At 67.2% G+C, this 24087-nt stretch carries 27 protein-coding genes; 15 read left to right on the forward strand and 12 right to left on the reverse strand.

Features of this window, described 5'->3' with window-relative positions:
• Positions 1 to 4 precede the first annotated feature (4 nt).
• A complete protein-coding gene (locus EJO71_RS26805; RefSeq protein ID WP_125951693.1) occupies positions 5 to 1297 on the forward strand; it encodes a YeaH/YhbH family protein in 1293 nt (430 codons plus the stop codon).
• Positions 1294 to 2847 (forward strand): SpoVR family protein, encoded by a 1554-nt coding sequence (locus EJO71_RS26810; protein ID WP_125951694.1) that lies wholly within the window; start codon positions 1294 to 1296, stop codon positions 2845 to 2847. The genes EJO71_RS26805 and EJO71_RS26810 overlap by 4 nt, the downstream gene beginning before the upstream one ends.
• A gap of 13 nt (positions 2848 to 2860) precedes the next feature.
• On the opposite strand, the gene aroQ is transcribed toward EJO71_RS26810, so the two are convergent.
• Together aroQ and EJO71_RS26820 are read right to left on the reverse strand one after the other, a co-directional pair.
• The gene (gene aroQ, locus EJO71_RS26815; RefSeq protein WP_125951695.1) at positions 2861 to 3301 is read right to left on the reverse strand and encodes a type II 3-dehydroquinate dehydratase; all 441 of its coding nucleotides are present in this window, start codon (positions 3299 to 3301) and stop codon (positions 2861 to 2863) included.
• A 30-nt stretch (positions 3302 to 3331) separates the two neighbouring features.
• Positions 3332 to 4300, reverse strand: a complete 969-nt coding sequence (locus EJO71_RS26820) for a LysR family transcriptional regulator (RefSeq protein ID WP_125951696.1) — start codon at positions 4298 to 4300, stop codon at positions 3332 to 3334.
• 119 nt (positions 4301 to 4419) lie between these two features.
• On the opposite strand from EJO71_RS26820, the gene EJO71_RS26825 reads away from it, so the two are divergent.
• The 11 genes from EJO71_RS26825 to EJO71_RS26875 all read left to right on the forward strand — a co-directional run bounded on the left by EJO71_RS26825 (position 4420) and on the right by EJO71_RS26875 (position 12037).
• Positions 4420 to 5100: a Rieske (2Fe-2S) protein gene (locus tag EJO71_RS26825; protein WP_125951697.1), complete on the forward strand. Its 681-nt coding sequence runs from the start codon at positions 4420 to 4422 to the stop codon at positions 5098 to 5100.
• Between the two features lie 11 nt (positions 5101 to 5111).
• The gene (locus tag EJO71_RS26830; protein ID WP_125951698.1) at positions 5112 to 5963 is read left to right on the forward strand and encodes an aromatic ring-hydroxylating dioxygenase subunit alpha; all 852 of its coding nucleotides are present in this window, start codon (positions 5112 to 5114) and stop codon (positions 5961 to 5963) included.
• Positions 5960 to 6607, forward strand: coding sequence for a glutathione S-transferase (locus tag EJO71_RS26835; RefSeq protein WP_125951699.1), 648 nt, complete (start codon positions 5960 to 5962; stop codon positions 6605 to 6607). The genes EJO71_RS26830 and EJO71_RS26835 overlap by 4 nt, the downstream gene beginning before the upstream one ends.
• 38 nt (positions 6608 to 6645) lie before the next feature.
• Positions 6646 to 7752, forward strand: a complete 1107-nt coding sequence (locus EJO71_RS26840; RefSeq protein WP_125951700.1) for an S-(hydroxymethyl)glutathione dehydrogenase/class III alcohol dehydrogenase — start codon at positions 6646 to 6648, stop codon at positions 7750 to 7752.
• Between the two features lie 132 nt (positions 7753 to 7884).
• The gene (locus EJO71_RS26845) at positions 7885 to 8811 is read left to right on the forward strand and encodes an alpha/beta hydrolase (protein ID WP_125951701.1); all 927 of its coding nucleotides are present in this window, start codon (positions 7885 to 7887) and stop codon (positions 8809 to 8811) included.
• A complete protein-coding gene (gene fghA / locus EJO71_RS26850; RefSeq protein ID WP_125951702.1) occupies positions 8808 to 9686 on the forward strand; it encodes an S-formylglutathione hydrolase in 879 nt (292 codons plus the stop codon). The genes EJO71_RS26845 and fghA overlap by 4 nt, the downstream gene beginning before the upstream one ends.
• A gap of 51 nt (positions 9687 to 9737) precedes the next feature.
• A complete protein-coding gene (locus EJO71_RS26855) occupies positions 9738 to 10232 on the forward strand; it encodes an N-acetyltransferase (RefSeq protein WP_240651526.1) in 495 nt (164 codons plus the stop codon).
• 32 nt (positions 10233 to 10264) lie between these two features.
• Positions 10265 to 10654, forward strand: coding sequence for a VOC family protein (locus tag EJO71_RS26860; RefSeq protein ID WP_125951704.1), 390 nt, complete (start codon positions 10265 to 10267; stop codon positions 10652 to 10654).
• Between the two features lie 32 nt (positions 10655 to 10686).
• The gene (locus EJO71_RS26865; RefSeq protein WP_125951705.1) at positions 10687 to 11013 is read left to right on the forward strand and encodes a YciI-like protein; all 327 of its coding nucleotides are present in this window, start codon (positions 10687 to 10689) and stop codon (positions 11011 to 11013) included.
• Positions 11010 to 11432: a TfoX/Sxy family protein gene (locus EJO71_RS26870; protein WP_125951706.1), complete on the forward strand. Its 423-nt coding sequence runs from the start codon at positions 11010 to 11012 to the stop codon at positions 11430 to 11432. The genes EJO71_RS26865 and EJO71_RS26870 overlap by 4 nt, the downstream gene beginning before the upstream one ends.
• Entirely contained in the window at positions 11429 to 12037 is a 609-nt protein-coding gene (locus EJO71_RS26875) for a 3'-5' exonuclease (RefSeq protein WP_125951707.1), read from the forward strand. The genes EJO71_RS26870 and EJO71_RS26875 overlap by 4 nt, the downstream gene beginning before the upstream one ends.
• A 16-nt stretch (positions 12038 to 12053) precedes the next feature.
• Here EJO71_RS26875 and EJO71_RS26880 read toward each other — a convergent pair whose 3' ends face one another.
• Together EJO71_RS26880 and EJO71_RS26885 are read right to left on the reverse strand one after the other, a co-directional pair.
• Positions 12054 to 12782, reverse strand: a complete 729-nt coding sequence (locus EJO71_RS26880) for an alpha/beta hydrolase (protein ID WP_125951708.1) — start codon at positions 12780 to 12782, stop codon at positions 12054 to 12056.
• Between the two features lie 99 nt (positions 12783 to 12881).
• Positions 12882 to 13847: a helix-turn-helix domain-containing protein gene (locus tag EJO71_RS26885; protein WP_125951709.1), complete on the reverse strand. Its 966-nt coding sequence runs from the start codon at positions 13845 to 13847 to the stop codon at positions 12882 to 12884.
• A 188-nt stretch (positions 13848 to 14035) separates the two neighbouring features.
• Between EJO71_RS26885 and gnd the strand changes: the two genes are divergently transcribed.
• Both gnd and EJO71_RS26895 read left to right on the forward strand, forming a co-directional pair.
• The gene (gene gnd, locus EJO71_RS26890; RefSeq protein WP_125951710.1) at positions 14036 to 15457 is read left to right on the forward strand and encodes a decarboxylating NADP(+)-dependent phosphogluconate dehydrogenase; all 1422 of its coding nucleotides are present in this window, start codon (positions 14036 to 14038) and stop codon (positions 15455 to 15457) included.
• 17 nt (positions 15458 to 15474) lie between these two features.
• Positions 15475 to 16029, forward strand: a complete 555-nt coding sequence (locus EJO71_RS26895; protein ID WP_125951711.1) for a GNAT family N-acetyltransferase — start codon at positions 15475 to 15477, stop codon at positions 16027 to 16029.
• On the opposite strand, the gene EJO71_RS34845 is transcribed toward EJO71_RS26895, so the two are convergent.
• From EJO71_RS34845 to EJO71_RS26935, 8 genes are all read right to left on the reverse strand, one after another.
• Positions 15912 to 16544 carry an SDR family NAD(P)-dependent oxidoreductase gene (locus EJO71_RS34845; RefSeq protein ID WP_240651527.1) on the reverse strand — a complete coding sequence of 211 codons (633 nt, stop codon included), beginning with the start codon at positions 16542 to 16544 and terminating at the stop codon, positions 15912 to 15914. The genes EJO71_RS26895 and EJO71_RS34845 overlap by 118 nt on opposite strands.
• 46 nt (positions 16545 to 16590) lie before the next feature.
• Positions 16591 to 16770, reverse strand: a complete 180-nt coding sequence (locus EJO71_RS34625; RefSeq protein WP_206169053.1) for a helix-turn-helix domain-containing protein — start codon at positions 16768 to 16770, stop codon at positions 16591 to 16593.
• A 404-nt stretch (positions 16771 to 17174) separates the two neighbouring features.
• A complete protein-coding gene (locus tag EJO71_RS26910; RefSeq protein ID WP_125951712.1) occupies positions 17175 to 18098 on the reverse strand; it encodes a LysR family transcriptional regulator in 924 nt (307 codons plus the stop codon).
• 82 nt (positions 18099 to 18180) lie between these two features.
• Positions 18181 to 18540 (reverse strand): hypothetical protein, encoded by a 360-nt coding sequence (locus tag EJO71_RS26915; RefSeq protein WP_125951713.1) that lies wholly within the window; start codon positions 18538 to 18540, stop codon positions 18181 to 18183.
• Between the two features lie 91 nt (positions 18541 to 18631).
• Positions 18632 to 19027: a roadblock/LC7 domain-containing protein gene (locus tag EJO71_RS26920; RefSeq protein WP_125951714.1), complete on the reverse strand. Its 396-nt coding sequence runs from the start codon at positions 19025 to 19027 to the stop codon at positions 18632 to 18634.
• Positions 19024 to 19566: an ATP/GTP-binding protein gene (locus EJO71_RS26925; protein WP_125951715.1), complete on the reverse strand. Its 543-nt coding sequence runs from the start codon at positions 19564 to 19566 to the stop codon at positions 19024 to 19026. Before EJO71_RS26925 ends, EJO71_RS26920 begins: the two co-directional genes overlap by 4 nt.
• 5 nt (positions 19567 to 19571) lie before the next feature.
• Complete coding sequence (locus EJO71_RS26930) at positions 19572 to 20237, reverse strand: hypothetical protein (RefSeq protein ID WP_125951716.1); 666 nt, start codon at positions 20235 to 20237, stop codon at positions 19572 to 19574.
• Positions 20238 to 20264: 27 nt separating this feature from the next.
• A complete protein-coding gene (locus tag EJO71_RS26935; RefSeq protein WP_164546910.1) occupies positions 20265 to 24068 on the reverse strand; it encodes a PilC/PilY family type IV pilus protein in 3804 nt (1267 codons plus the stop codon).
• Between the last annotated feature and the right edge of the window lie 19 nt (positions 24069 to 24087).

The raw sequence follows: 24087 nt of genomic DNA on the forward strand, positions 1-24087 counted from the left end.
CATCGTGGCCATCCTGCAGCAGATCATCGACCGCCGGCTATCGGGCAAGAACAAGTCCATTGGCAACCGTGAGCGCTTCCTCAGGCGCTACAAGGGGCAGATCCAGGAAGCGGTGAGGCGCGCCGTCAGCGGCCGCAACATCCGCGAACTGGAGCAAGGCGAAGATGTGACCCTGCCGCGCCACGACGTGTCCGAGCCCGTATTCGGCCACGCCCGAGGCGGCGACCGTGAATACGTGCACCCTGGCAACCAGGAGTACCTGAAGGGCGACCGCATCAAGCGCCCCGAAGGCGGCGGCAGCGGCGGCTCGGGCAGCGGAGAAGCCAGCGACAGCGGCGAAGGCGAGGACGACTTCGTCTTCCGCCTCACGCGCGAGGAATTCATGCGCGTCTTCTTCGACGACCTCGCGCTGCCGCACCTCATCCGCACGCAGATCGCCGACGTGCCCGAATGGAAGAGCCACCGCGCCGGCTTCACCAGCGACGGCTCGCCCAACAACCTGCACGTGGTGCGCTCGATGCGCGGCGCGCTGGCCCGTCGCATCGCGCTGGGCGGCGAACCGCGCAAGGAACTCAAGCGCCTGGAGGCGCACCTCGAAAGCCTGAAGCGGCATCCGCAGGCCGACCAGCCCTTCATCCAGAAGGAAATCCGCGAGACCGAAGAGCACATTGCCGAGCTGCGCCGCACCATGCGGCACGTGCCCTACATCGACCCCATCGACCTGCGCTACCGCAACCGCGTGAAGACGCCGGTGCCCAGCGCCAAGGCCGTGATGTTCTGCCTGATGGACGTTTCGGGCTCCATGGACGAGGCGCGCAAGGACATGGCCAAGCGCTTCTTCATGCTGCTGTACATGTTCCTCACGCGGCACTACGAGAAGATCGACCTCGTCTTCCTGCGGCACCATACGCAGGCGCAGGAGGTGACGGAAGAAGAGTTCTTCCATGCCACCGAGACCGGCGGCACCGTGGTGTCGAGCGCGCTGGTGCTGATGGACGAGATCATCAAGGCCCGCTACCCCAGCGGGGAGTGGAACGTGTACGGCGCGCAGGCCAGCGACGGTGACAACTGGCACCAGGACAGCGGCCGCTGCCGCGAGCTGCTGGTCGACAACATCCTGCCGGTGGTGCGCTACTACGCCTACGTGCAGGTTGCCGAGACCGAGCAGAACCTGTGGCAGGAATACCAGCAGCTCGAAGGCGTCGAGCCCAACTTCGCCATGCGCAAGGTGTCCGACGCTCAAGACATCTATCCGGTTTTCCGCGACCTGTTCAAGAAGGAGGGGGTCACGTCATGAACACCGTCATTTCCGCTCCTCCGCCCGCCGCCAGCCTGCCCCGGCTGGAGCGCCTGCCCAGCCCGTCCGACTGGACCTTCGAGCTCATCGAGACGTACCACACCGAGATAGCGAAGACCGCCAGGGGCTACGGTCTCGACGTGTACGCGAACCAGCTCGAAGTCATCACGGCCGAGCAGATGATGGACGCCTACGCCAGCGTGGGCATGCCCATGATCTACCGCCACTGGTCGTACGGCAAACAGTTCATCTCGACCGAGAAGAACTACAAGCGCGGCCACATGGGGCTGGCGTACGAGATCGTCATCAACTCCGATCCGTGCATCGCCTACCTGATGGAAGAGAACACCATGGCCATGCAGGCCCTGGTGATCGCGCATGCGGCCTACGGCCACAACAGCTTCTTCAAGGGCAACTACCTGTTCCGGATGTGGACCGACGCCTCGTCCATCATCGACTACCTCGTGTACGCGCGGCACTACATCGCCGAATGCGAGGAGCGCCACGGCCTCGACGCGGTGGAAGAACTGCTCGACTCCTGCCACGCGCTGATGAACTATGGCGTCGACCGCTATCGCCGCCCGCAGAAGCGTTCGCTGGCGCAGGAAAGCGCGCAGCGCGCCGAGCGCGAGCGCCACATGCAGCAGCAGGTGAACGACCTATGGCGCACTCTGCCGCGCAAGAGCGAGCAGGCAGCCGAAGCCGATGCGTCGAAGCGATTTCCGGCCGAGCCCCAGGAGAACCTGCTCTACTTCATCGAGAAGAACGCCGCGCTGCTCGAGCCGTGGCAGCGCGAGGTGGTGCGCATCGTGCGCAAGATCGCGCAGTACTTCTACCCGCAGCGCCAGACCCAGGTCATGAACGAAGGCTGGGCCACCTTCTGGCACTACACGCTGCTCAACACCATGTACGACCGCGGCCAGCTGGCCGACGGCTTCATGATGGAATGGCTCAGTTCGCACACCGGCGTGATCTTCCAGCCGCCGGTGGGGCACCGCGCCTACAGCGGCATCAATCCGTACGCGCTGGGCTTCGCGATGTACACCGACCTGCGCCGCATCTGCGAGAAGCCGACCGAGGAAGACCGCCGCTGGTTCCCCGACTTCGCCGGCACCGACTGGCTGCGCACGCTCGACTACGCAATGCGCAACTTCAAGGACGAGAGCTTCATCGGCCAGTTCCTGAGCCCGAAGACGATGCGCGACTTCCGCCTGTTCTCGATCCGCGACTTCCAGAGCGAATCGGAGCTGGAGGTGTCCGCCATCCACGACGACAGCGGCTATCACGCGCTGCGCGAATCGCTGTCACGCCAGTACGACATCAGCAGCCGCGAGCCCGACATCCAGGTGTGGAACGTGGCCACGCGCGGCGACCGTTCGCTGACGCTGCGTCACACGCAGCGCAACAACCTGCCGCTGCACGACACGGCGGAAGAAGTGCTCAAGCACGTCGCGCGGCTCTGGGGCTTCGACGTGCACCTTGAAAGCATCGACAGCCAGGGCCGCATCAGCCGAAGCTGGAAGGCCTCGGCGCCGAAACAGCTCTATTGATCGGGTCGAAGGGTCAGGTCGCCAGCGCCGTGATGGCCAGCACGTAGCCCTTCACGCCGAGCCCCACGATGATGCCCTTCGCCGCTGGCGAGATGTACGAGTGGTGGCGGAATTCTTCCCGCGCATGCACGTTCGAGATGTGCAGCTCGATCAGCGGCACGCTCGCGCCCTTGATGGCGTCGTGCAGCGCGATCGAGGTGTGGGTGTAGGCGCCCGGGTTCATCACCACGCCGATCATGTTGCCCGCCGCCACTTCGCGGCCGGCCTCCTGGATCCAGTCGATCAGCACGCCTTCGTGGTTCGACTGGCGGCATTCGATCTCCACACCCAGCTTCGCGCCGGTTTCCTTGCACATCCGCTCGACGTCGGCCAGCGTGTCGCGTCCGTACTGTTCGGGCTCGCGCGTGCCGAGCAGGTTGAGGTTGGGGCCGTTGAGGACGAGGATTTTCTTCATGATGCTTGAGGGGAATCTGGCGGTTGCCGATTATGTTCTGGCGGCCGTCCTGCGACGCCGCGCCGTGGACGATCCGACGTAGTAGTTGTACGAATCGATGTCGACCACGCAGCGCGCCATCAGGTCGACGAAGGAGCGCAGCTTCTGGCCCATGTAGCGCTGCCGCTGGTAGGCGCAGTAGATGCGCCGCGGCTCCGGCTGCCACTGCGGCAGCACCGGCACCAGCACGCCCTGCTCCAGCTCGGGCCGCACGAAGAAGGCCGGCAGCAGCGCGATGCCCAGGCCGTCGATGCAGAAGGTCTTCATCACCCAGTGGTCGTTGGTCTCGAATGCGGGCTCGGGGCGGAAGGCGAAGCTGGCCGTGCCCGACACCAGCAGCACCTGCGAGCGCTCGGCGGGCTCCTTCATCACGATGGACTGGTGCGCGGCCAGTTCCTCCGGCAACGACGGCGTGCCGTGCCGCGCCAGGTACTGCGGGCTCGCATACAGCCCGTAGTTCAGCCGCCCCAGCAGCCGCCCCACGAGGTTCGGCGCATCGGGCGGCTCGGAGCACACGTAGCAGTCGACGTCGTCGATCCGGGGCGCATGAAGGCCGTTCGCCACGTCGAGCTGGCAGCGCACGTCCGGATGGACCTCCAGGAACAGCTTGACCACGTGGCAGACGAAGGAAGTGCTGAACTGCGTGTCCGACAGCAGCGAGAGCCGGCCGGAGACGCCCGTCGTCAGCGCATGAACCTCGGTGCTCGCTTCTTCGAGCCGCCCCTTCACCTCATCGAGCAGCCCTTCGCCACGCGCGAGGAAAGCGCGACCGGCCTCGGTGAGCGAGATGCTGCGCGGGTTGCGCATCAGCAGTTGCGCGCCAAGCAACTCCTCCAGCCGCGCGAGCTGGCGGCTCAGGGTCGCCTTGGACACGCCCGAGAGGCTCTCGGCCTTCGTGAGGCTGCCGCTCCTGGCGATCAGCACGAAGGCCTCGACCAGCGCGAGATCGATCCTGCTCATGCGGCCCAGCGTTGCAGGAATGAAAAGCAGCGTCTCTTCATGTGACTTTCATCGGTGCGGTGGAAGCGGTACGGTATCACCGGCGAACAGCCGCCCTTTCGGCGCTTTCCCCACGATCCATGAACACTCCAGAAAACACAGTCCGGTGGCACCCCGTCGCCCGCTCGGCCGACCTGCGCCCGGGCGCCAACATCGTCGCTGGCTTCGCCGAGGGCCAGGAACTCGCGCTCTGGCGCGCAGCCGACGGCACGGCCCAGGCCTGGGAAAACCGCTGCCCCCACCGCAGCGTGCGCTTCACGCTGGGCCAGGTGATCGACAACCGCCTGGCTTGCGCGTACCACGGCTGGCAGTACGAGGCAGGCAGCGGGCAGTGCGCCAGCATCCCGGCGCATCCTGCAATGCAGGCGCCGCGCAACGTCTGCGCGAAGACCTTCGGCACGGCGGAGGCGGCGGGGATGCTTTGGGTCCGTCTGTCGCCCGATGCGCTTCCCGTACCCGATGGCTTGGGCAATGCCGTTCCCGCCGGGTGGCACTTCTGCCGCACGCTGACGGTTCGCGTTCCTGCCGCCATGGTGCGCGAAACAATGGCACGGCACGGCCTGAGCGCCGATGAAGCCTCGCCCGCCTGGCGCGGCCCGCTCGACGGCGTGGAAACCGCAGCGCTTGTCCTCGACGCGCAACCCCTGCTTTCCTTTATCTACCTGTGGACCAGCGCAGCCCCCGGCTCGGCCGAGATGAAGAAGCTGCACGCGGCCGCCCGCCAGTTGCGCACCGACATCGAAGCACGGCCTCAAGGCTGAAAGAAACGCTCATGCCTTTCATCACCGACGATCCCAACATGCTCGACGACTGGCTGGTCGTCGGCCCCGCCCCGGCGCCATCGGCCTCGCGCACCACCCGCCTGCTCGGCGAAACGGTACGGCTGTCGACCGGCGCGGACGGCACGCCCAGCTGCCACCTCGGCGACCAGCCGCTCGCCGCACAGCCGCGCTACGGCTATCTCTGGGTCTGCCCTAGCGGCCACCCCGCCCGCCCCCTGTTCGAATTTCCCGAGTACGCCGAACCCGGCCGCCGCCTCGTCGACTGCGGCGGCATCGGCGTCGCGGTGTCGGGCCTGCGCGTGATCGAGAACTTCCTCGACATGGCGCACTTTCCCTTCGTGCATGCCGACTACCTCGGCAAGGTGCCGCACACCGAGGTGGCGCAGTACCAGGTGCAGGTGGAGCCCACGACCGGCGAGATCTGGGCCACCGACTGCCGCTTCTGGCAGCCGCGCGCCTCCGCTGCCCACGACGCCTCGGGCAGCGAGGTGCTCTACAAGTACCGCGTGATGCAGCCTTTCTCGGCCATGCTCTACAAGTCGAGCTTTCGCGCAGGCGAACTCGACGCGATCGGCATCTTCCTGCAGCCGGTCGACGACGAGCACGTCATCGCCCACACGCTGCTCGCCTGCTACGACGACGACTCCACCGATGCCGAACTCATCGCCTTCCAGCACACCATCTTCGGGCAGGACAAACCGATCCTGGAGAACCACGCCTTCAAGCGCATGCCTCTCGAAGGCCGCGCCGAAACGCCTACACGCGGCGACACCTCCTCCGTCACCTACCGGCGATGGCTGCGCGAGCGCGGCATGCGCTTCGGCGTGAGGGCTGCCGCATGACGACGCTGAAGCTCTACGACTACCCGCTGTCGGGCAACTGCTTCAAGGTGCGGCAGATGCTGGCCTGGCTGGGCGTGCCGTACCGGACAGTGCCGGTCGATTTCTTTCCCGGCCGCGAGCACAAGTCGGCTGCGTTCCTCGCGAACGTCAACCCGCTGGGCCAGTTGCCGGTGATCGACGACGACAGCTTCGTGCTGCGCGACGCGCAGGCCATCCTGGTCTACCTCGCGAGCCGCTACGACACTGAAAGCCGCTGGTATCCCGCCGACGCGAAGCTGCGCGGCGAAGTCGCGCAGTGGCTCGCCACCGCCGACGAGATCACCCGCACCGCCTCCGCCGCCCGGCTGCACGATGCGCTCGGCTATCACCACCTCGACATCGAAGCCTGCCGCAGCGGCGCGCGCGCCGTGTTCCGCGTGCTCAACGACCATCTCGCCGAGCGGGCCGGCGACGGCCTGCGGTGGCTCGCGTCGTCGCCCGAAGCGACCATTGCCGATCTCGCCTGCTTCCCCTACGTCGCGCTCGCAGGAGAAGGCGGCATTTCGCTCGACGAGTTTCCCGCGCTGCGAAACTGGGTCTGGGATTTCCGCCACTTGCCCGGGTTCATCGGCATGTCGGGTATCTTCCCCGCTGGCCCTGCCTGAGAATTCCCACCCATCCCCCGCTTTCGAGACCGAACATCATGAAAACCAAAGCCGCCGTCGCCTGGAAATCCGGAGCCCCGCTCACCATCGAAACCGTGGACCTCGAAGGCCCGAAGTTCGGCGAAGTGCTCGTCGAGATCAAGGCCACCGGCATCTGCCACACCGACTACTACACCCTCTCGGGCGCCGACCCCGAAGGCATCTTCCCCGCCATCCTCGGCCATGAAGGCGCGGGCATCGTGGTCGACGTCGGCCCCGGCGTGACCACCCTCAAGAAAGGCGACCACGTCATTCCGCTGTACACGCCCGAATGCCGCCAGTGCAAGTTCTGCCTGAGCCGCAAGACCAACCTGTGCCAGCTCATCCGCGGCACGCAGGGCAAGGGCCAGATGCCCGACGGCACCAGCCGCTTCAGCCTCGACGGCAAGCCCATCGCGCACTACATGGGCACGTCGACCTTCAGCAACTACACGGTCGCCCCTGAAATCTCGCTCGCCAAGATCCGCGAGGATGCGCCTTTCGACAAGGTCTGCTACATCGGCTGCGGCGTCACTACCGGCATCGGTGCTGTGATCTTCACGGCCAAGGTCGAAGCCGGCGCCAACGTGGTCGTGTTCGGCCTGGGCGGCATCGGCCTGAACGTGATCCAGGGCGCGAAGATGGTGGGCGCGGACAAGATCATCGGCGTGGACCTGAACCCCGAGCGCGAGGCCATGGCCCGCAAGTTCGGCATGACGCACTTCATCAACCCCAAGGACACCGAGAACGTGGTGGACGCCATCGTTCAGCTGACCGACGGCGGCGCGGACTACAGCTTCGAGTGCATCGGCAACACGAAGGTGATGCGCCAGGCGCTGGAGTGCACGCACAAGGGCTGGGGGCGCAGCATCATCATCGGCGTGGCGGAAGCGGGCGCAGAGATCAGCACGCGGCCGTTCCAGCTGGTCACGGGCCGCAAGTGGGAAGGCTCGGCCTTCGGCGGCGCGCGCGGTCGCACCGACGTGCCGAAGATCGTCGACTGGTACATGGAAGGCAAGATCGACATCGACAGCCTGATCACGCACACCATGCCGCTCGAAGACATCAACAAGGGCTTCGACCTGATGAAGCGCGGTGAATCCATCCGCGGCGTGGTGATCTACTAACCCCCAGGCTTCGCGCACTTCGTGTCGCTTCGCCGCCCCCCCTTGCAGGGGGCAACACCTGCGGCCCGGCAAAGCCGGTTCCGCGGTGTTTCTGGAAAAGACATCGGTTCACTCTCTGGAGATGACCTCGTGATGGAAAGAATGGAACCCCTGCGCAAGATCGAAGCGGGCGTCCTCGAAATCGCCTACTACGAGACCGGCCCCGCCGACGGCCCGCCCGTGCTGCTGATGCACGGCTTCCCGTACGACATCCACACGTATGCCGAAGTCGCGCCCATGCTGGCCGACGCGGGCTGCCGCGCGATCGTGCCGTACCTGCGCGGCTACGGCGCCACGCGTTTCCTGAGCGATGCCACACCGCGCTCGGGCGAACAGGCCGCGCTGGGCGCCGACCTGCTCGCGCTGCTCGACGCGCTGGGGATCGACCGCGCCGTGCTGGCCGGCTACGACTGGGGCGGCCGCGCCGCCTGCGTGGTCGCTGCGCTGTGGCCCGAACGCTGCGCGGGGCTGGTGTCCCTCAACAGCTACAACATCCAGAACATCGCGAAGGCGATGGAGCCCGATACGCCGGCCAACGAGCACAGCCTCTGGTACCAGTACTACTTCCACAGCGAGCGCGGGCGTGCCGGCCTCGACAAGGACCGCAAGGCGTTCACGAAGCTGCTGTGGAAGCTCTGGTCGCCCACGTGGAAGTTCGACGACGCCACCTTCGAGCGCAGCGCCGCCGCCTTCGACCACCCCGACTTCGTGGACGTGGTGATCCAGTCGTACCGCCACCGCTTCGGCCTCGTGCCGGGTGACCCGGCCTATGCCGACATCGAACGCCGCCTCGCGGCCCAGCCCACGATCACCGCGCCCGCCATCACCTTCGATGGCATCGACGACGGCGTGCGCCCGCCTGCCGACGCATCCGCCCATGCACACCGCTTCGGCGGTCCGCGCTCTCATCGTCTCGTGCCCGGCGCCGGCCACAACCTGCCGCAGGAAGCACCGCGCGTCTTTGCCGACGCTGTGCTCGAACTCGTGCCCGCAATGCGCGCCAAGACAACCCCGCAATGACCGACAACACTCCGAAGATTCTTTCCGAGCACCGCGCCTTCGGCGGCACGCAGCGCTTCCTCGAGCACCGTTCGCTTGAGATCGGCCTGCCGATGCGCTTCTCGATCTACCTGCCGCCGCAGGTTGCGCACGAACGCGTGCCCGCCCTGCTCTACCTCGCGGGCCTGACCTGCAACGAGGAAACCTTCGCCATCAAGGCCGGCGCGCAGCGCATGGCCGCGAGCCTGGGCATTGCGCTGATCGCGCCCGACACCAGCCCGCGCGGCGCCGAGGTCGAAGGCATTCCGGGTGCCAAGGACAACTGGGACTTCGGCATCGGCGCCGGCTTCTACCTCGACGCGCTGGCCGAGCCCTGGGCGACGCACTGGCGCATGGAAGGCTGGATCGTGCACGAGCTGCTGCCGCTGGTGGCCAGGCACTTCGCCATCGACGGCGAACGCATCGGCATCTTCGGCCACTCGATGGGCGGCCACGGCGCGCTCACGCTGGCGCTGCGGCATCCGGGGCGCTTCAAGTCGCTCTCGGCCTTCGCACCGATCTGCGCGCCCACGCAGTGCCCATGGGGCGAGAAGGCTTTCTCCGGCTACCTGGGCCTGCCCGGCGCCGACCGCGCGCAATGGCTGGCGCACGACGCCAGCGCGCTCATGAAATCGCAGGTCACGGCGCCCTATCCGCAGGGCATCCTCGTGGACCAGGGGCTGGACGACAAATTCCTGGCCGAGCAGCTGCACCCGGAGGTCTTCGAGGCCGCCTGCTTCGCGGCCGGCCAGCCGCTCACGCTGCGCCGCCACGCCGGCTACGACCACGGCTACTACTTCATCCAGAGCTTCATGGCGGACCACATCGCGCATCACGCGCAGACACTGCGCGCCTGAGGGTGTAAGGCCTCATCGACCACGGCGGCCCCGCGCCGTATCATGGGCCGCATGTCCGCAGCCCAGATTCCCGCCTTCCACCTGCGGTCGCGCGAAGGCGGGGCCGAAGAGAACATGGTGCTGGCCGGCATCTGGCGCCGGGCATGGATCGCGGCCAACCGGGACGTCCCGCACGTCGAGCCCATCGGCCACTGGCTGCACCGCGTGCATACCGAGTTCGGTCCGCCCGCCGACGTGGTGCTGGCAGAGCGCGAAGGCCAGGTGCTGGCGTTCATGGTGCTGCTGGCACAGCGCGAATACGTGGCCCAGCTCTTCGTCGAACCGCACCAGCGCAACCAGGGCCTCGGCAAGGCGCTGCTCGACGAAGCCTGCGTGCGCATTCCCACAGGCTGGCGGCTGCACGTGGCCGCCAGCAACACATCGGCGCAGCGCTTCTACGAGCGCTATGGCCTCGAACGCGGCGCGACCGACCGTCACCCCACGAGCGGACGCGAACGCATCGCCTACCATTGGTCGCCCTCGCGCCCGCCGTGGCGCGTCGGCTGAATGAACGACCTTCCATCCTTCGCTGCTGCCCCATGCGCATCGACCACATCGCACTCTGGACCACCGATCTCGAACGCTGCAAGCGCTTCTATGTCGACTACTTCGGCGCCACCGCCGGCTCGGGCTACGTGAACCCCGCCAAGGGTTTCGCCTCCTGCTTCCTGAGCCTGGGCGACGGCGCGCGCATCGAGGCCATGACCACGAGCACGCTCTCGCCGGTAGTGGCCGAAGCCGGCGCGCAGCGCATGGGCTGGACGCACCTCGCGATCAGCGTGGGCTCCGACGCGGCGGTGGACGAGCTCACCCGACGCCTGAAGGCCGACGGCTACCCGTTGCTCGACGGCCCGCGCCGCACCGGCGACGGCTACTACGAGAGCGTGGTGCTCGACCCGGACGGCAACCGCATCGAGATCACCGCCTGACCACTTCGCGTGACTTCTGCCCGGAACTACTCATGCACTACCTGCTGATCTACGAGACTGCACCCGACTACCTCGAACGCCGCGGCGAGTTCCGCGATGCGCACCTGGCGCTTGCCTGGCAGGCCGTCGAGCGCGGCGAACTGCTGCTCGGCGGCGCCACGGGCAACCCGCCCGACGGTGCATTGCTGCTGTTCGAAGCCGACTCGCCCAACGTGCCCTCGGCCTTCGCGAAGCTGGACCCGTATGTGCTCAACGGCATCGTCACGGGCTGGCAGGTGAAGGCCTGGAACACCGTGGTCGGCGCGCAGGCGTCGACGCCCGTGCGGCCCACCGCGAGTGCAGCGAGCCCCACCCGATGAGCGTATTCGTCCAAAGCCTGCATGAAGTCTTCGAGCGCCTGGGCCGCATCGAGACGAAGCGCATGTTCGGCGGCCACGGCGTCTGGCACGAGGGCCGCATGATCGCGCTGGTCGCCAACGACACGCTCTACCTCAAGTCCGATGCCGAAAGCGCCCCGCACTTCGACAGGCTGGACCTTCCGCCCTTCACCTATACGCGCCAGGGCAAGTCGATGCCGATGTCGTACCGGCTCGCGCCTGTCGATCTCTTCGAGGACCGCCAGGAAGCCGCGCTGTGGGGCCGCCTCGCCTACGAGGCGGCGCTGCGGTCCGGCCAGCCGCCGAAGCCGAAGAAGGTTCCCGCAAAGAAAGCCACAGCAAAGAAAACCGCAGTGAAGAAGACAAAGACAACAAAGACAACGAAAGCAGCCTCCCGGTGAGCCTGAATCCCAAGCTCCCGCCTCTTCCCGAGCGCGAACAGATCGCGCTGCTCGATCCCTTCGAAGGCCTCGGCCTGAAGGACATCGTGATCGTGCAGACACTGCAGGAAGCCGAGCGCGCCGCCGCCGCGCTGCTCGCGGCCGGCATCGCCGGCTTCGACACCGAATCCAAGCCCACCTTCGCGAAGAACGAAGTTTCTGGTGGCCCGCACGTGGTGCAGTTCTCCACGCGCGACACGGCCTGGCTGTTCCAGCTGCACCGCACCGAGTGCAACCCGGTGGTGGCTGCGCTGATCGCATCCACCGGGCTGCGCAAGGTCGGCTTCGGCCTCTCGGGCGACCTCACGCTGATCCGCAAGCGGCTGGGCATCGAGCCGCAGGCCGTGTTCGACATCGACGACGAATTCCGCCGTCGCGGCTACCGCAAGTCTGTCGGCGTGAAGGCGGCGGTGGCGCTGGTGTTCAACCGCCGCTTCATCAAGTCGCGCAAGGCGACCACGTCGAACTGGGCCAACAGGCAGCTCACCGAGGCGCAGATCCGCTACGCCGCGAACGACGCCCATGCATCGATCCGCGTGTACGACGCGCTCTTCGGCGGCAGCTGAAACTGGCGCGAGAGCCTCAGTCCCGCCCCGCCTCGATGATCGCCTGCGCGAGCCGCTTCGGGTTCGAGAAGAACATCTCGTGGCTGCCCGGGCACTCCACCAGCCGGAACAGGCCCAGCCGCTCCGACAGGCGCGGATGCCACGGCATGCCATGCGGCATCGCGATGTCCTGCTGGCAGTTGAGATAGGACTTGCCCAGCGCCAGCGCTGCCAGCGGCTGCTTCAGGCTGATCTTGTCGGTGAAGGTGCGGTACGGGTGCGGGTTGAGCTTCGCGTAGGCGGCCTCCGCGGTCGCGAAGTCGGCGTCGTTGATGAAGGCATCGCGCCAGATCTCGAAAGGCAGCGTCACGGCATTGCCGTTGGCGGCGGCCACGGCATCGAACATCGCCACGTAGTGCGGCGGCACCATGTCGTTGAGCGATTCGCCGTCCAGCGGCACGAAGGCATTGATGTAGACCAGCCGCTTCAGCCGGTGCGCAATGCGGTCGGCCACGCCCGAGATCACCATGCCGCCGTAGCTGTGGCCGACGAGCCGGACCTGCGTGAGGTTCTTTTCCTCGATGTAGCGCACGGCGGAGGCGATGGCGTCCTCCAGGCCGGTGACGGCGCGGTCGTCGCCGGGGTTGTTGCCCGCCAGGGTGGGGCAGTACACGGTGTGGCCCGCCGCGCGCAGGCCGTCGGCCACGGCTTCGATCTCGGCACCGGTGTGCCACGCGCCGTGAACGAGAACATAGGTATCGGACATGGGTGTCTCTTTCGTTGTTGCGATGGAGAGGGACTTTAGGAATAACGCGATGCCGCGAATGGCCGATGCCTGCCACGCGGATGGCCGGTTCGCGCCAGTTCAGCGCCGGCGCCGCAGTTCGCCGGGTGTGGCGCCCAGGTGCGCGCGGCATTGGCGCACGAAGTGTGAAGCATCGGTCAGCCCGACGCGATACCCGATTTCGGCGATGCCGAGCCGGTCGAATCGTGCATCGCCCAGCATCCGGCGCGCCGCCGCCATGCGGAAGCCCGCCAGTGCGCCGGCGAAGGTGGTCGCGCCCTCGCCTTCGCATCCGGCCAGGCAGCGGTGCAGGCTGCGCTCCGAAATTCCGAGCACGCGCGCCACGCTCGCGGCCGTGAGGCCGGGCTCGGCATGGCGCTCCCGCGTGGCGTCGAGCACGCGGCGGCGCAGCGCGGCGCGTGCTCCCCTCGTCGCCGCGTCCGGATGACCTCGTCCGGTCGCCAGCGCCAGCAGGCCGCCGAGCTGATCGCCCAGCAGTTCAGCGGGCATCGGCGGCTTTGCGGCCATCTCCGGCGAAAGCTGCCGCACGAAGCCGCACAGCACGCCGCCCCAACCCGCGTGCCCGTCGATGCGCCGCGCCACCTGGTCGCCGGCATCGGGAATCCACGAGTCGACCCAGGCCGTGGGCAGTTCGAGCGAAATGGTGTCGGCCGATTGCAGCAGGTGGAATTCGTAGAGCCGGCGCGAATCGACCAGCACTGCATCGCCCGGCAGCAGCCGTGCGGAGCGGCCGTCCTGCACGGCCACCCAGGCCGAGTCGGTCTTGCACAACAGATAGAAATAGTTGTTGCGGCTGTGGGCAATGGCGCGGCGCGTGCGGTAGACGTCCTGCGCGCTGCCGCGCACCTGGTTGACGACGATGGGGCCGAGCGGCGCCGATTCGAGGGTGGCGCCGAAGCTGGCCGCCACCGGACTGGTCACGTCCATCTCCAGGAAGCCCTCGCAGACCGCGCCCACCCAGTAGTCGAGCCGCTGCGCGGCAGGCACGGCATCGGTGGACCAGCGGTGGATGGCGGCATTGCTCATGGAATCGACCTTCGTGCCCGGCGCGACGTGGGAGGCAGCAAGATACCCAAGCCACGCCCTCTTGCCAATCGGGTATAGACCGCCTCCGACGCTCCCGCAGGCCCGGCACCGGCAAAATGGCCCTCGAACCAAACCAGTGCGCGGGCCGCTCCGCGCACGCACATGTCAAAGGAAGGGCAAGACCGGCCATGAGCAACAAAAGCGATTTCGGACTGATCGGCCTGGCCGTGATGGGCCAGAACCTCGTGCTGAACGTGGAAAGCCGCGGCTTCCAGGTCAGCGTCTACAACCGCACCGAAGCCACCACCGAAGCCTTCATTGCCGCCAACCCGGGCAAGAAGCTGGTCGGCGCGAAGACCCTTGAAGAGTTCGTGCAGAGCCTGGCGAAGCCTCGCAAGATCCAGATCATGGTGAAGGCCGGCGCACCGGTCGACCAGGTGATCGAACAACTCATTCCGCTGCTCGACAAGGACGACATCGTCATCGACGGCGGCAACAGCCTCTACACCGACACCGAGCGCCGCGACGCCTACCTGAGCAGCAAAGGCCTGCGCTTCATCGGCGCGGGCGTGTCGGGGGGCGAGGAAGGCGCGCGCAAGGGCCCGTCGATCATGCCGGGCGGGCCGCTTTCCACCTGGGAGGTGATGAAGCCGATCTTCGAGAGCATCTCGGCCAAGGTGGACGGCGAGCCCTGTGTCATCCACATCGGCCCCGGCGGCGCGGGCCACTACGTGAAGATGGTGCACAACGGCATCGAGTACGGCGACATGCAGCTCATCTGCGAGGCCTACAGCCTCTTCAAGGCAGCCGGCTTCACGACCGACGAGATGGCCGCCATCTTCAGCGACTGGAACGACGGCGAGCTGCAGAGCTACCTGATCCAGATCACCGCCAAGGCGCTGGAGCAGAAAGACCCGGAAACCGGCAAGCCGATCGTCGACGTCATCCTCGACAAGGCCGGCCAGAAGGGCACGGGCCAGTGGACGCTGATCAACGCGGCCGAGAACGCGGTGGTCATCAGCACCATCAACGCGGCCGTGGAAGCGCGCGTGCTCTCGTCGCAGAAGAAGGCGCGCGTGGCGGCCAGCAAGGTGCTGCAGGGGCCGAAGATCGAACTGTCGGTGGAGAAGAAGGCGCTGGTGGCCAAGGTGCACGACGCGCTCTACGCCTCGAAGGTCATCAGCTACACGCAGGGCTTCGACCTCATCAAGACCATGGGCGACAAGAAGGGCTGGGGCCTCGACCTGGGCGGCATCGCCTCCATCTGGCGCGGCGGCTGCATCATCCGCGCGCGCTTCCTGAACCGCATCACCGACGCCTTCCGCACCGACCCGGCCCTGGGCAACCTGATGCTCGACCCGTTCTTCAAGGACCTGCTGAACCGCACGCAGCAGAACTGGCGCGAAGTGGTGGCGCTGGCGGTGGGCAACGGCATTCCGGTGCCGGCCTTCAGCGCCTCGCTGGCCTACTACGACAGCTACCGCACCGAGCGCCTGCCGGCCAACCTGCTGCAGGCGCAGCGCGACTTCTTCGGCGCCCACACCTACGAGCGCATCGACAAGCCGGAAGGCCAGTTCTTCCACACCGACTGGCCCGAAGTCATCGGCTGATCGACCGGGGCGATGCCATGCCGGCCCTCGACTACCCCAGCCACCTGGTCGAGGACTGGCAACTGGGCGACGGCACGCCGGTGCGCATCCGCCCGATCCGCGCCGGGGACCTGGCGATGCACACGGCCTTCGTGAACGGCCTCTCGAAGGAAACCGGCTATCGCCGCCTGCTGTCGCCACGAACGCCGCAGCCCGACGAGCTGTGGCGCATGACGCACATCGACTACGAACACGAGCTCGCGCTCATCGCAACCACCGTGGTCGATGGTGCCGAGCAGCAGATGGGCGTGGTGCGCTACGTGCGCGGCGAGACGCCAGAGACTGCGCACGTCGCCGAGTTCGCCATCGTCATCGCCGATGCATGGCAGCACCGCGGCGTCGCCCACAAGCTCATGAGCAGGCTGATCGAGGCTGCCACGGCGGCAGGCGTGAAACAGCTGGCCGACATCACGCTCTACGACAACACCGGCATGCTGGCGCTGGCACGCAGGCTGGGCTTCAAGGTGCAGCGCGATCCGGGCAACCCGAACGTCACGCGTCTGCGGCTGGCTCTGGACGCATCTGCGTCCTGAGCAAGGATCGGGGATGCGAGCGAGCACGACATCGCAGCGATCCATTCCGGTGGCGCGATGCTGCGGCGGTGCCCGACGGGCGCTTTCAGGAACTGCCCGAACCCGACGGCATAGCGTGTCTTCGGCCGCCCGGCGCTCACCGCCTTCGCAATGGTGTCGGCAATCAACTGCGGGGGCGACTGGCGCTTGCGGCTCGCCTCGCCGACCATCGACAGTGCCATCGCCTTGGCCTGGCCCGCGTATGCGCCCTTGCCCGACACGTCGCGCAGCTTGTCGGCGGCGGTGTCGGCCCACTCGGTCCTGATGCCGCCCGGCTCGATCACCACCACGTCGACGCCGAAGGGCTGGACTTCCATGCGCAGGCAGTCGCTGATGGCCTCGAGCGCGAACTTGGTGCCGTGGTACCAGGCGCCCAGCGGCGTGTGGATCTTGCCGCCCATCGACGTGATGTTGACGATGGTTCCCGAGCGCTGCGAGCGCATGTGAGGCAGCACCAGCTGGGTCATCGATGGCATCGAGGCGATGTCTCCGTCGCCGTCGACGCCCCGTCACTCCCCGCCCTCAGTTCAGACGCATGGCATGGCGCGCGGTGTCCGCCGTCGGCCCCGTCCATTCCTGGAAGGTCCGGTAGAAGGAACTCGGGTCTTCGAACCCGAACAGAAAGGCGATCTCTCCTCCCGACACGGAGGTGTTCGCCAGATAGCGGCGCACCAGTTTCTCGCGCGTGCTGCTGACCAGCATCCGGAAGTTTCCCCCCCTCGTCCTCCAGGTGGCGCTGCAGCGTGCGCTTGCTCACGGCCAGGCGGTCCGCGACCACGTCGACGGTCGCCGCATTGCTCGGCAGCAATTCGAGCAGCAGCGCCTTCACCCGCTCCGCGGTGGTTGCCGTGGCGTCGAGTTCGCCGAGCCGTCTGCGCAGGTCGGGTTCGAAGACGCGCCACATGCCCTCGTTGAGCGGCAGGAACGGGCGAAGTGCGTCGGCTGCGGCAAAGGTGATGGCCGCATGCGGGCCGCGTTTCACCGGCACGCCGAAATACTCCTCGTACCGCCTGCCGTGCGCTGTGGCCGGGAGCACCGGCAGTGCCACGCGCTTCGCCTTGACCGGCTCCCGCGTTGCGAGCCGCGCCGGCAAGTCGCAGGCACGATCACGCCGCCGGGCCAGGGACGGGCGCCCAGTCCTGCTGGCCGAGCTTCTCCATCGCCATCTCGACAAAGACCGCCACCGCGTGCGGAACATGCTGCCGGCTGGCGTAGATGACGCTCAGGCCGCGGCCCGCCCGCATGTACTGCGGCAACACCGGCACCAGCATGCCGGAGGCCACCTCGGACACCGTGAGGATCGAGGGCAGCGCCGCAATGCCCAGGCCGGCACAGGCCGCCTTCAGCAGCACGCCCTGCACGTTGCTGATGACGCGGCCTCTCACCCGCACGTCCTCCTCCACGCCGTCGGGGCCCTGCAGGCGCCAGGTGGACAACCTGCCGGCATCCGGCGGCTGCGTCACGCAGTCGTGCTCGGCGAGCTCCCGCAGGCTGGCGGGCGCGCCGCGCGCCGCCAGGTAGGCCGGGCTGGCGAGAAGGCCGCCGTAGCTGTTGAAGATCCTGCGCGCCACGAAGCTCGAATCGCGCAGGGGGCCGCCACGGAAGGCGACGTCGATGCGCTCGGCGATGAGGTCGACCACGACATCGCTGAGAACGAAGTCGAGCCGCACCCGTGGATGCGCGGCCAGGAAGTCGGCCACCCACTCCATCTTGAAGAACTCGAAGAAGCTGGCCGGCGCCGCCACCCGCACCAGGCCGCTCGGCTCCTGGCCGCCCGCGACCTGCAGCCGACCGGCGCTGATCAACGCCTCGACGGCGGGGCCGCATCGCTCCTGGAAGGACTGGCCCGCGCTGGTCAGCGCCAGCTTGCGGGTGGAGCGCTGCAGGAGCCGGGTGCCCAGGTGCGCTTCGAGCTGCCGGATGCGCCGGCTCACGGTCGCCGACGGCACGCGCAGCTGCCGCGCGGCTTCCGCGAAGCTGCCGAGACGCGCAACTTGCACGAACATCGCGACTTCGTTCAGGTCGAGCACGGGGATTCTTTTCTTTCTGCCGATGACCGGGCCCGGTCCGCGCATGGCGCCGGGCTGCAGGACGCAGACTCCTCTCCTGTCCTCAGAAGTCCATGTCCTTGTCCACGTCCTGCGTCTTGCGGCGTGCCAGGGCGAGGTTGGCGCGCTGCTTGTCGAGCACGACGTAGAGGAAGACGCCCTCCTTCGATGCCGAGGGGCGGATGATGTGGTACTGCCTGCCGAGGGTGATCAGCACGTCCTCGATCACGTCGCTCAGGCCCAGCGCGCGCATGGTCTTGAGCTTGGCGCGCACCACTTCCGTGTTGCCGGCGGCGGCCACCTCCATGTCCACGCCAGATCCCGCGGCGCCGAGGATCATGCCGCTGCCCGAGTCGACGACGGCCGCGCACATGGCGCCGTCGATGGTGAGGATGTCGTCGAGCGTCTGCTTGATGGATGCCAAGTTTTTCTCCTGTCAGATTGTTGGAGGGGTTGCTGCGTGCCAAAAATGAAGCCCGCGCGCCACGCAAACACGCGCGGGGAAAGATCCGCTCTCATGCCTCGGCGAGGGTCCTGCCGAGCTGGGTCGCCCTGTAGGCCACGAGCGCCGGCACCGCGCTGTCGCGGGCCAGCACGTTGATGACGAGTTCCACGTCGCGCCGGTGAACGCTGCAGAAGATCGCGAAGCCCGATTCCGTCAGGATCATCACGCTCTTGTGGCGGCCGAGCCCGCCCTCCTGGGAAACCACGCCGCCGATCGCCACGATGGAGCTGGCCATCGCGGCCACGCGGACGGGGTCCGCATCGCCGGTGCCCGCGGAAGCGACGTCGAAGCCGTCCGCTGTGGACACCACGGCGACGGTCACGCCGATCAGCTCGTCGACCAGCTTCTGCACCTCGCGTTGCGCGTGCGCGATTGCCGTTCTCGATAGGCCATGTCGAATGCTCACTCCGTCTCTCCTCGCAGGTCGGCTTCGAGCTGCATCAGCAGCGTGTCGATCAGCAGGACCACGTCGGCCCTTTTCCGCACGTCGACGCCGAGGATCGGAAACACCCGGCCCGTGGCCGCGAGGCACTCCGCGTAGTCGTCGAGGCTGGGCACGGGGTGGGCCTCCATGCGCCCCACGCCGACGACGCAAGGCAGGGTGCGCAAGGCTTCGGCAAAGCCGTCCAGGTAGACGGACAGATCGGACAGCGGATTGGGCCGCGAGTTGTCCATCAGGACGATCAGGCCCAGCGCGTTCCTCGCGAGGATCTTCCAGAGAAAGTCGAAGCGGGCCTGCCCGGGCGTGCCGAACAGGCGGACGCGGTCGCCGTTGTCCAGCGTGAGCTGGCCGAAGTCCAGGCCCACGGTGGTGCGCGCCTTGTCTATCGACGTGTCGGAGTTGTAGACGTCGGTCACGACCGGCTCGATTTCGCTCACGCAACCGATCGCGGTCGTCTTGCCCGCTCCCACGGTGCCTGTGACGAGGATCTTGTGCTCCTTCATGGCGTTCAGATGCCCAGCCGTCGGCGAATGACGTTGACGAGGCCCCGCGCGAAGTCTCCGCCGCGCACCGCCGCCTCGCCTTTCAGCACCGGGGGCAGCATCGGCGGCTCCACGTGCAGCTCCAGCACGCCGGCTTTCTTCAGCGCGTGCAGGAACGAAACGCACTGGGCGAACGGGAGCTGGCTGATGTCGGCCAGCTCGCTCGCATTCAATGCGCGCCGCGCCAGCAGGCTCGCCATGCGGATGTTGTCGAGGTCGTTGCGCAGCAGCATGGCCGGCGGCCAGCGGCGCAGCATGAATCGCTCCGCGTCGGAAACCTCGACCTCCAGGGCGGTCTGCTCGTGCAGCGTGAGGCCGCCGGGCTGGGCCTCGCGCAGCGCATGCTCGATGCTCCTGAGCCACTGCTGCAGCCTGTCGGCGCGTATGGGCCGCTCCATCGTGCCGGGCTGCCCGCCCGAATTCATGCGAGTGAGCCTGAGCACGGCGGCAGCCATGCCGACCACCCTGGGGTATTCGTGCTCCACGGCCGGGCCGTCGACCAGCAGCGCGTCGTACGGCGGTGCGTCGACCAGCTGCCAGGCAAAGCCGGCGTCGCTCGCGGACAGCCTCACGATCGTCCGGATCACGATGATCTCGGCGACGGGCAACTTGTAGACACCGAGTCTCAGCACTGCCTTCTCCTGTCCTGCGCATTCATGTCAGTTCATCGCCGGCACTTCGCGCCAATTCAGAAGGCGCAGCGAGATGCCGCTCGCCAGATCGGCATCGACTTTCCGGGTCTCGCCCTTGGTGGTTCCCGCGACGATCCGGGTGGTGCCGTCCACGCTGACGAAGCGCAGGTCGATGACCGAGTTGGAGACACCGACGAAACCGGTGGTCGCCGGCAGCAGTACCGATCTGCCGGTGCCGTAGTTGACGGCATAGATCCGGCTCTGCCCCGAGGGGCTGCAGGCGTCGCCGGTGGTCAGCAGGCTGGAGAAGCCGACGATGCCGTTGAATGCGGTCGGATTGATCACCATGCGCCAGCCGACGCCGCCGGTGGCGCCCAGGTCGAGGTACCAGCCCTTGGACGTGCTCGACAGCGTGATGCCCGCCGTCACGTCGCTCACTTGGGTGAGCTGGCTGCGCGTGATGGACGTGCTAACGGCGTTGAAGGCCCCGGCTGTGCCGTCGAGGATGGCGTAGAAGGTCTGCGTCGCGGTCGAATTCACGTCGGACGAATCGAGCAGCCTGCCGGTGCCCAGCAGCACGAAGCGCTTGCGCGTGACGGGATGGATCTCGATCAGCGGCGCGGTGGTGACGGGTTGCGCATTCTTGGAATCGTCGGTCAGCGTGGCCAGCAGGGTCGGTGCCGGATAGGCGCCGGTGCTGCCCTTGTCGGCCGTGAGATCGAAGCGCCAGAGCTGGCCGTCCAGGTCGCCCGCGTACACCGAGTCGGTTGTGTTGTCGCCGAAGTCCGCGACGTAGGCCGAGGCCTGCGTCAGCCCGTTGGACGACGTGGGCGTGGCGATCTTCTCGAGCAGCGCGCCGGTATTGGGGTTGACGATGTACAGGTAGCCCTTGCCGTCGCTGTTGCCGTAGCCCGAGGTCAGCATCACGACCCAGCCGTACTTCTTCGTCTTCACGACGATGGGGGCGCCGTAGCTGTAGCCCATGGTGGTGTCGCTGAACTCCCACTTCACCTGTGCCGCGACGGCGGCCTCGGTGCTCATGCTCGCGGGGTCCGTCACGTCGATGGCATAGTAGCTCTTGCCGCCCTTGCCCAGGCCGCCGACGAGCAGCGAATGCCAGTCGGCGCCGCTGCCGTCGCTCTTGGTGGTGAAGGTGCCGCCTGCGTTGCCCAGGTCGACGTCGAAGGCCAGCGGCGTCGCGTCCACGTAGTAATGGTGGGCATAGCTCGGATTTCCGAGCTGCGCGAGCCCGTCGACCTGCGGCGTGCCGTTCGGCCCCTGGAACAGCGCACTGGGCACATAGGCGAACTGCTCGGTGCCGGCGGTGCTTCCCTTGAGCGCGCCGTTGAAGGCATGCAGCATGCCGTCGTTGGCGCCGACGTAGACCATGGTGGGACGAGCGTTCCACTTCGTCTTGAAGGCTGCGTAGCCCGGGTTGCTGTTCTCCGTGTAGCTGGAGCCGGGCACTCCCACGGGCGTCACCTTGGCATTGACGATGTCGCCCAGCAGCAGCGTCCGGCTGCGCAGGGCCTTCGTGCTGCCGGTGGCGGTCGAGGTGCTTTCGTTGGTGCGGTCGCCGCGCAGGTAGTTGAGGTAGTCGGTAGAGGTGTTGCTCTTTGCGTAGGAAGGCGCCAGCGCGGCCAGCTGGGCCGTGGCGATGCTGGTGGCGCGGAACGCCACGCCCTTGCTGCCGTTCCAGGTGGCGACGCGACGCGCGGTGTCCCAACCGCCGCTGGCCAGTTGCGCCTCGAGCGTGGTGCTGCTCGTCCATGCGGTCGCGGTGGACGGCGTTCCGTCGCTGGCGAAGCTGATGGTGCTGGCCGTGAGCACGCCGGTCCATCCCTTCGAGTCGTATTGCGATGCGTACGAAGCGCTGCCAGCGGAAGAAACCTGCGCACTGGAGAGCGAGAACGAGGTGGTGAAGGCCTGGATGGCGTTCGCGATGTCGATGAACGCAGCCTTCAGGCCGCTCACCATCTGCCCCGCGTTGCCGGCCAGGAAGTAGTTGTCGGGCCGCAGGCGGGAGGTGCCGTTCATGTTGATGCTCTCGCCCGACGCGTTCCACCAGCTCTGCGTGAGCGGCGTCTTGGTGTTGGCGGGGTCGTAGTTGGAAGGCAGGCTGAAGCCGCCGTACTTGGCCGCCAGGTAGTAAGGGTTCAGGTCCTCGGCCCGCTGGTACTCCATGACGTCCATCCAGTAGGTGGAGATGTTCTGGACGCCGGTGAGGTCGGGCCGGATGTCGTTGACGTGCGCGCCGTAGGCAAGGCCCGCGATGTAGTAGGTCGAATCCGTGCCGCCGGTCCTCCACCACGGCGTGGTGGCCGAGAAGCCTTCAAGCGTCTGCAGGTTCTTCGTCCAGGTGTCGGCCTTGTTGAGCGTGTCCGCCGTGACGGCCGAAGGCGCGGCGCGCCCGCTCTTCACGATCGAGCTGCCGCCCACGTTGTAGTCGTAGTGCGTGTGGTCGTCGCCGATGCCCAGGATGAAGTTCTTCTGGCACGAGTAGGCGATGGGGTCCTTGCCGCTCCAGTCGATCACGGCGGGAAAGCCGTCGAGCTTTGCATCCCGGCCCGCCGCGCCCGTGGCCACCGAATTGGTCCACTCGGGCACGTTGCCAAGGTTCTCGAAGTAGCGCACGGTCGCGTAGTAGAGCTCGCTGACGTTGTCGTACGTCATGTAGGTCTTGGCGGCCTGCCCGAACTTGTTGAGGTAGTTCATCACCCCGCTCTGCGAAACGCCGCTGGCCGTGGCGGAGACCGTGTCGGGGTTGGTGTTCATGATGCCGGTGGTGGCATCCCATTCGCCGCGGGTGTTGGTGACCACCGCGGTGGACAGCGGCTGCGGATACGTCGGGCCGATGAAGCCCATGGGGGCACGCATCACGCCGCCCTGCTGCGTGTTGCCTCCGGCGTTCAGGTAGGAGAAGGCGCCATAGCGGATCTTGTTGGCGTTCTGCTGCAGCAGGCCCTCGGGCTTGTAATTGCTTCCGTACTTGACGCAGTTGGCCTCCACGCCGCCGGCGGCAGCGGACGAGTCGCAGACCTTCACGCGCACGTAGACCTGGTAGACCGACTTCGCGCCGTTGTTCCTGTTGGCCGAATCAAGGTCGCTCAAGTCCGTTGCGGTCTTGCTGGGGTCGCCCGTGCCGGTGAACACCATGGTGTTGCCGCGCGACCAGATGCTGGAGTTGAAGTTGCTCCAGTTGCTGAACGGCGTGACGGAAGACACAAGCGTCGCGGGCAGCTTGTGGCCCGTGCCCTGGTCCGTTCCGCGCAGGGGAAAGTTGCTCACCGATCCCTGTGCCGAGCCCCATGCCTTCTCCAGGATGGTCTGGCTCGTGGTGTCGACGCTGCGGTAGCCGCCCGACAGCGCCCAGCGGAACGGATCGATGGTCTGCATCGCGGCCCAGTTCATGAAGTTGCCGCTCCACTGGCCCGAGCAGCTGTGCTTGTTGGTGCCGGTGGACGCGCCCGCGGGCTGGAAGTAGCTGTCGGATGCTGCGTTGCCCGCCACCGCCGGGGCGACGTACTGGTACGTGTAGCACTTCTTCGGATCGAAGTAGCCGAGGTACTCGCTGGCGTCGGCGTAGTCGCCGAGATTGGCCACGCTGATGGCGGTGGGGTACTCGACCGACAACGCCAGCGCCAGGTTGCCCGGCACATCGGACGTGGCGAACACCGGCTGGTCGGAGAGCTTCAGCGTCGTCGCCGCCGTGGTCGTGCCCGGCACGGCCAGCAGCAATGCGAAGGCGACCACCGCACCGATGCCGAAGGCCGTGAACGGCGCGGCAGGCGCGACAGGCGCAGGAGGCAGGCGACGGAAAACGCGTGTCATGGCGATGCGGTGCTTTCTC

The organism is Variovorax sp. 679 (assembly GCF_003952185.1).
Taxonomy (GTDB): Bacteria; Pseudomonadota; Gammaproteobacteria; order Burkholderiales; family Burkholderiaceae_C; genus Variovorax.

Excerpts from the sequence above, each read along its gene's own strand:
- EJO71_RS26810 (WP_125951694.1), top strand. The coding sequence starts at position 1,294 with ATGAACACCGTCATTTCCGCTCCTCCGCCCGCCGCCAGCCTGCCCCGG.
- aroQ (WP_125951695.1), bottom strand. The coding sequence starts at position 3,301 with ATGAAGAAAATCCTCGTCCTCAACGGCCCCAACCTCAACCTGCTCGGC.
- EJO71_RS26820 (WP_125951696.1), bottom strand. The coding sequence starts at position 4,300 with ATGAGCAGGATCGATCTCGCGCTGGTCGAGGCCTTCGTGCTGATCGCC.
- EJO71_RS26825 (WP_125951697.1), top strand. The coding sequence starts at position 4,420 with ATGAACACTCCAGAAAACACAGTCCGGTGGCACCCCGTCGCCCGCTCG.
- EJO71_RS26830 (WP_125951698.1), top strand. The coding sequence starts at position 5,112 with ATGCCTTTCATCACCGACGATCCCAACATGCTCGACGACTGGCTGGTC.
- EJO71_RS26835 (WP_125951699.1), top strand. The coding sequence starts at position 5,960 with ATGACGACGCTGAAGCTCTACGACTACCCGCTGTCGGGCAACTGCTTC.
- EJO71_RS26840 (WP_125951700.1), top strand. The coding sequence starts at position 6,646 with ATGAAAACCAAAGCCGCCGTCGCCTGGAAATCCGGAGCCCCGCTCACC.
- EJO71_RS26845 (WP_125951701.1), top strand. The coding sequence starts at position 7,885 with ATGGAAAGAATGGAACCCCTGCGCAAGATCGAAGCGGGCGTCCTCGAA.
- fghA (WP_125951702.1), top strand. The coding sequence starts at position 8,808 with ATGACCGACAACACTCCGAAGATTCTTTCCGAGCACCGCGCCTTCGGC.
- EJO71_RS26855 (WP_240651526.1), top strand. The coding sequence starts at position 9,738 with ATGTCCGCAGCCCAGATTCCCGCCTTCCACCTGCGGTCGCGCGAAGGC.
- EJO71_RS26860 (WP_125951704.1), top strand. The coding sequence starts at position 10,265 with ATGCGCATCGACCACATCGCACTCTGGACCACCGATCTCGAACGCTGC.
- EJO71_RS26865 (WP_125951705.1), top strand. The coding sequence starts at position 10,687 with ATGCACTACCTGCTGATCTACGAGACTGCACCCGACTACCTCGAACGC.
- EJO71_RS26870 (WP_125951706.1), top strand. The coding sequence starts at position 11,010 with ATGAGCGTATTCGTCCAAAGCCTGCATGAAGTCTTCGAGCGCCTGGGC.
- EJO71_RS26880 (WP_125951708.1), bottom strand. The coding sequence starts at position 12,782 with ATGTCCGATACCTATGTTCTCGTTCACGGCGCGTGGCACACCGGTGCC.
- EJO71_RS26885 (WP_125951709.1), bottom strand. The coding sequence starts at position 13,847 with ATGAGCAATGCCGCCATCCACCGCTGGTCCACCGATGCCGTGCCTGCC.
- gnd (WP_125951710.1), top strand. The coding sequence starts at position 14,036 with ATGAGCAACAAAAGCGATTTCGGACTGATCGGCCTGGCCGTGATGGGC.
- EJO71_RS26895 (WP_125951711.1), top strand. The coding sequence starts at position 15,475 with ATGCCGGCCCTCGACTACCCCAGCCACCTGGTCGAGGACTGGCAACTG.
- EJO71_RS34845 (WP_240651527.1), bottom strand. The coding sequence starts at position 16,544 with ATGCCATCGATGACCCAGCTGGTGCTGCCTCACATGCGCTCGCAGCGC.
- EJO71_RS34625 (WP_206169053.1), bottom strand. The coding sequence starts at position 16,770 with ATGCTGGTCAGCAGCACGCGCGAGAAACTGGTGCGCCGCTATCTGGCG.
- EJO71_RS26925 (WP_125951715.1), bottom strand. The coding sequence starts at position 19,566 with ATGAAGGAGCACAAGATCCTCGTCACAGGCACCGTGGGAGCGGGCAAG.
- EJO71_RS26935 (WP_164546910.1), bottom strand. The coding sequence starts at position 24,068 with ATGACACGCGTTTTCCGTCGCCTGCCTCCTGCGCCTGTCGCGCCTGCC.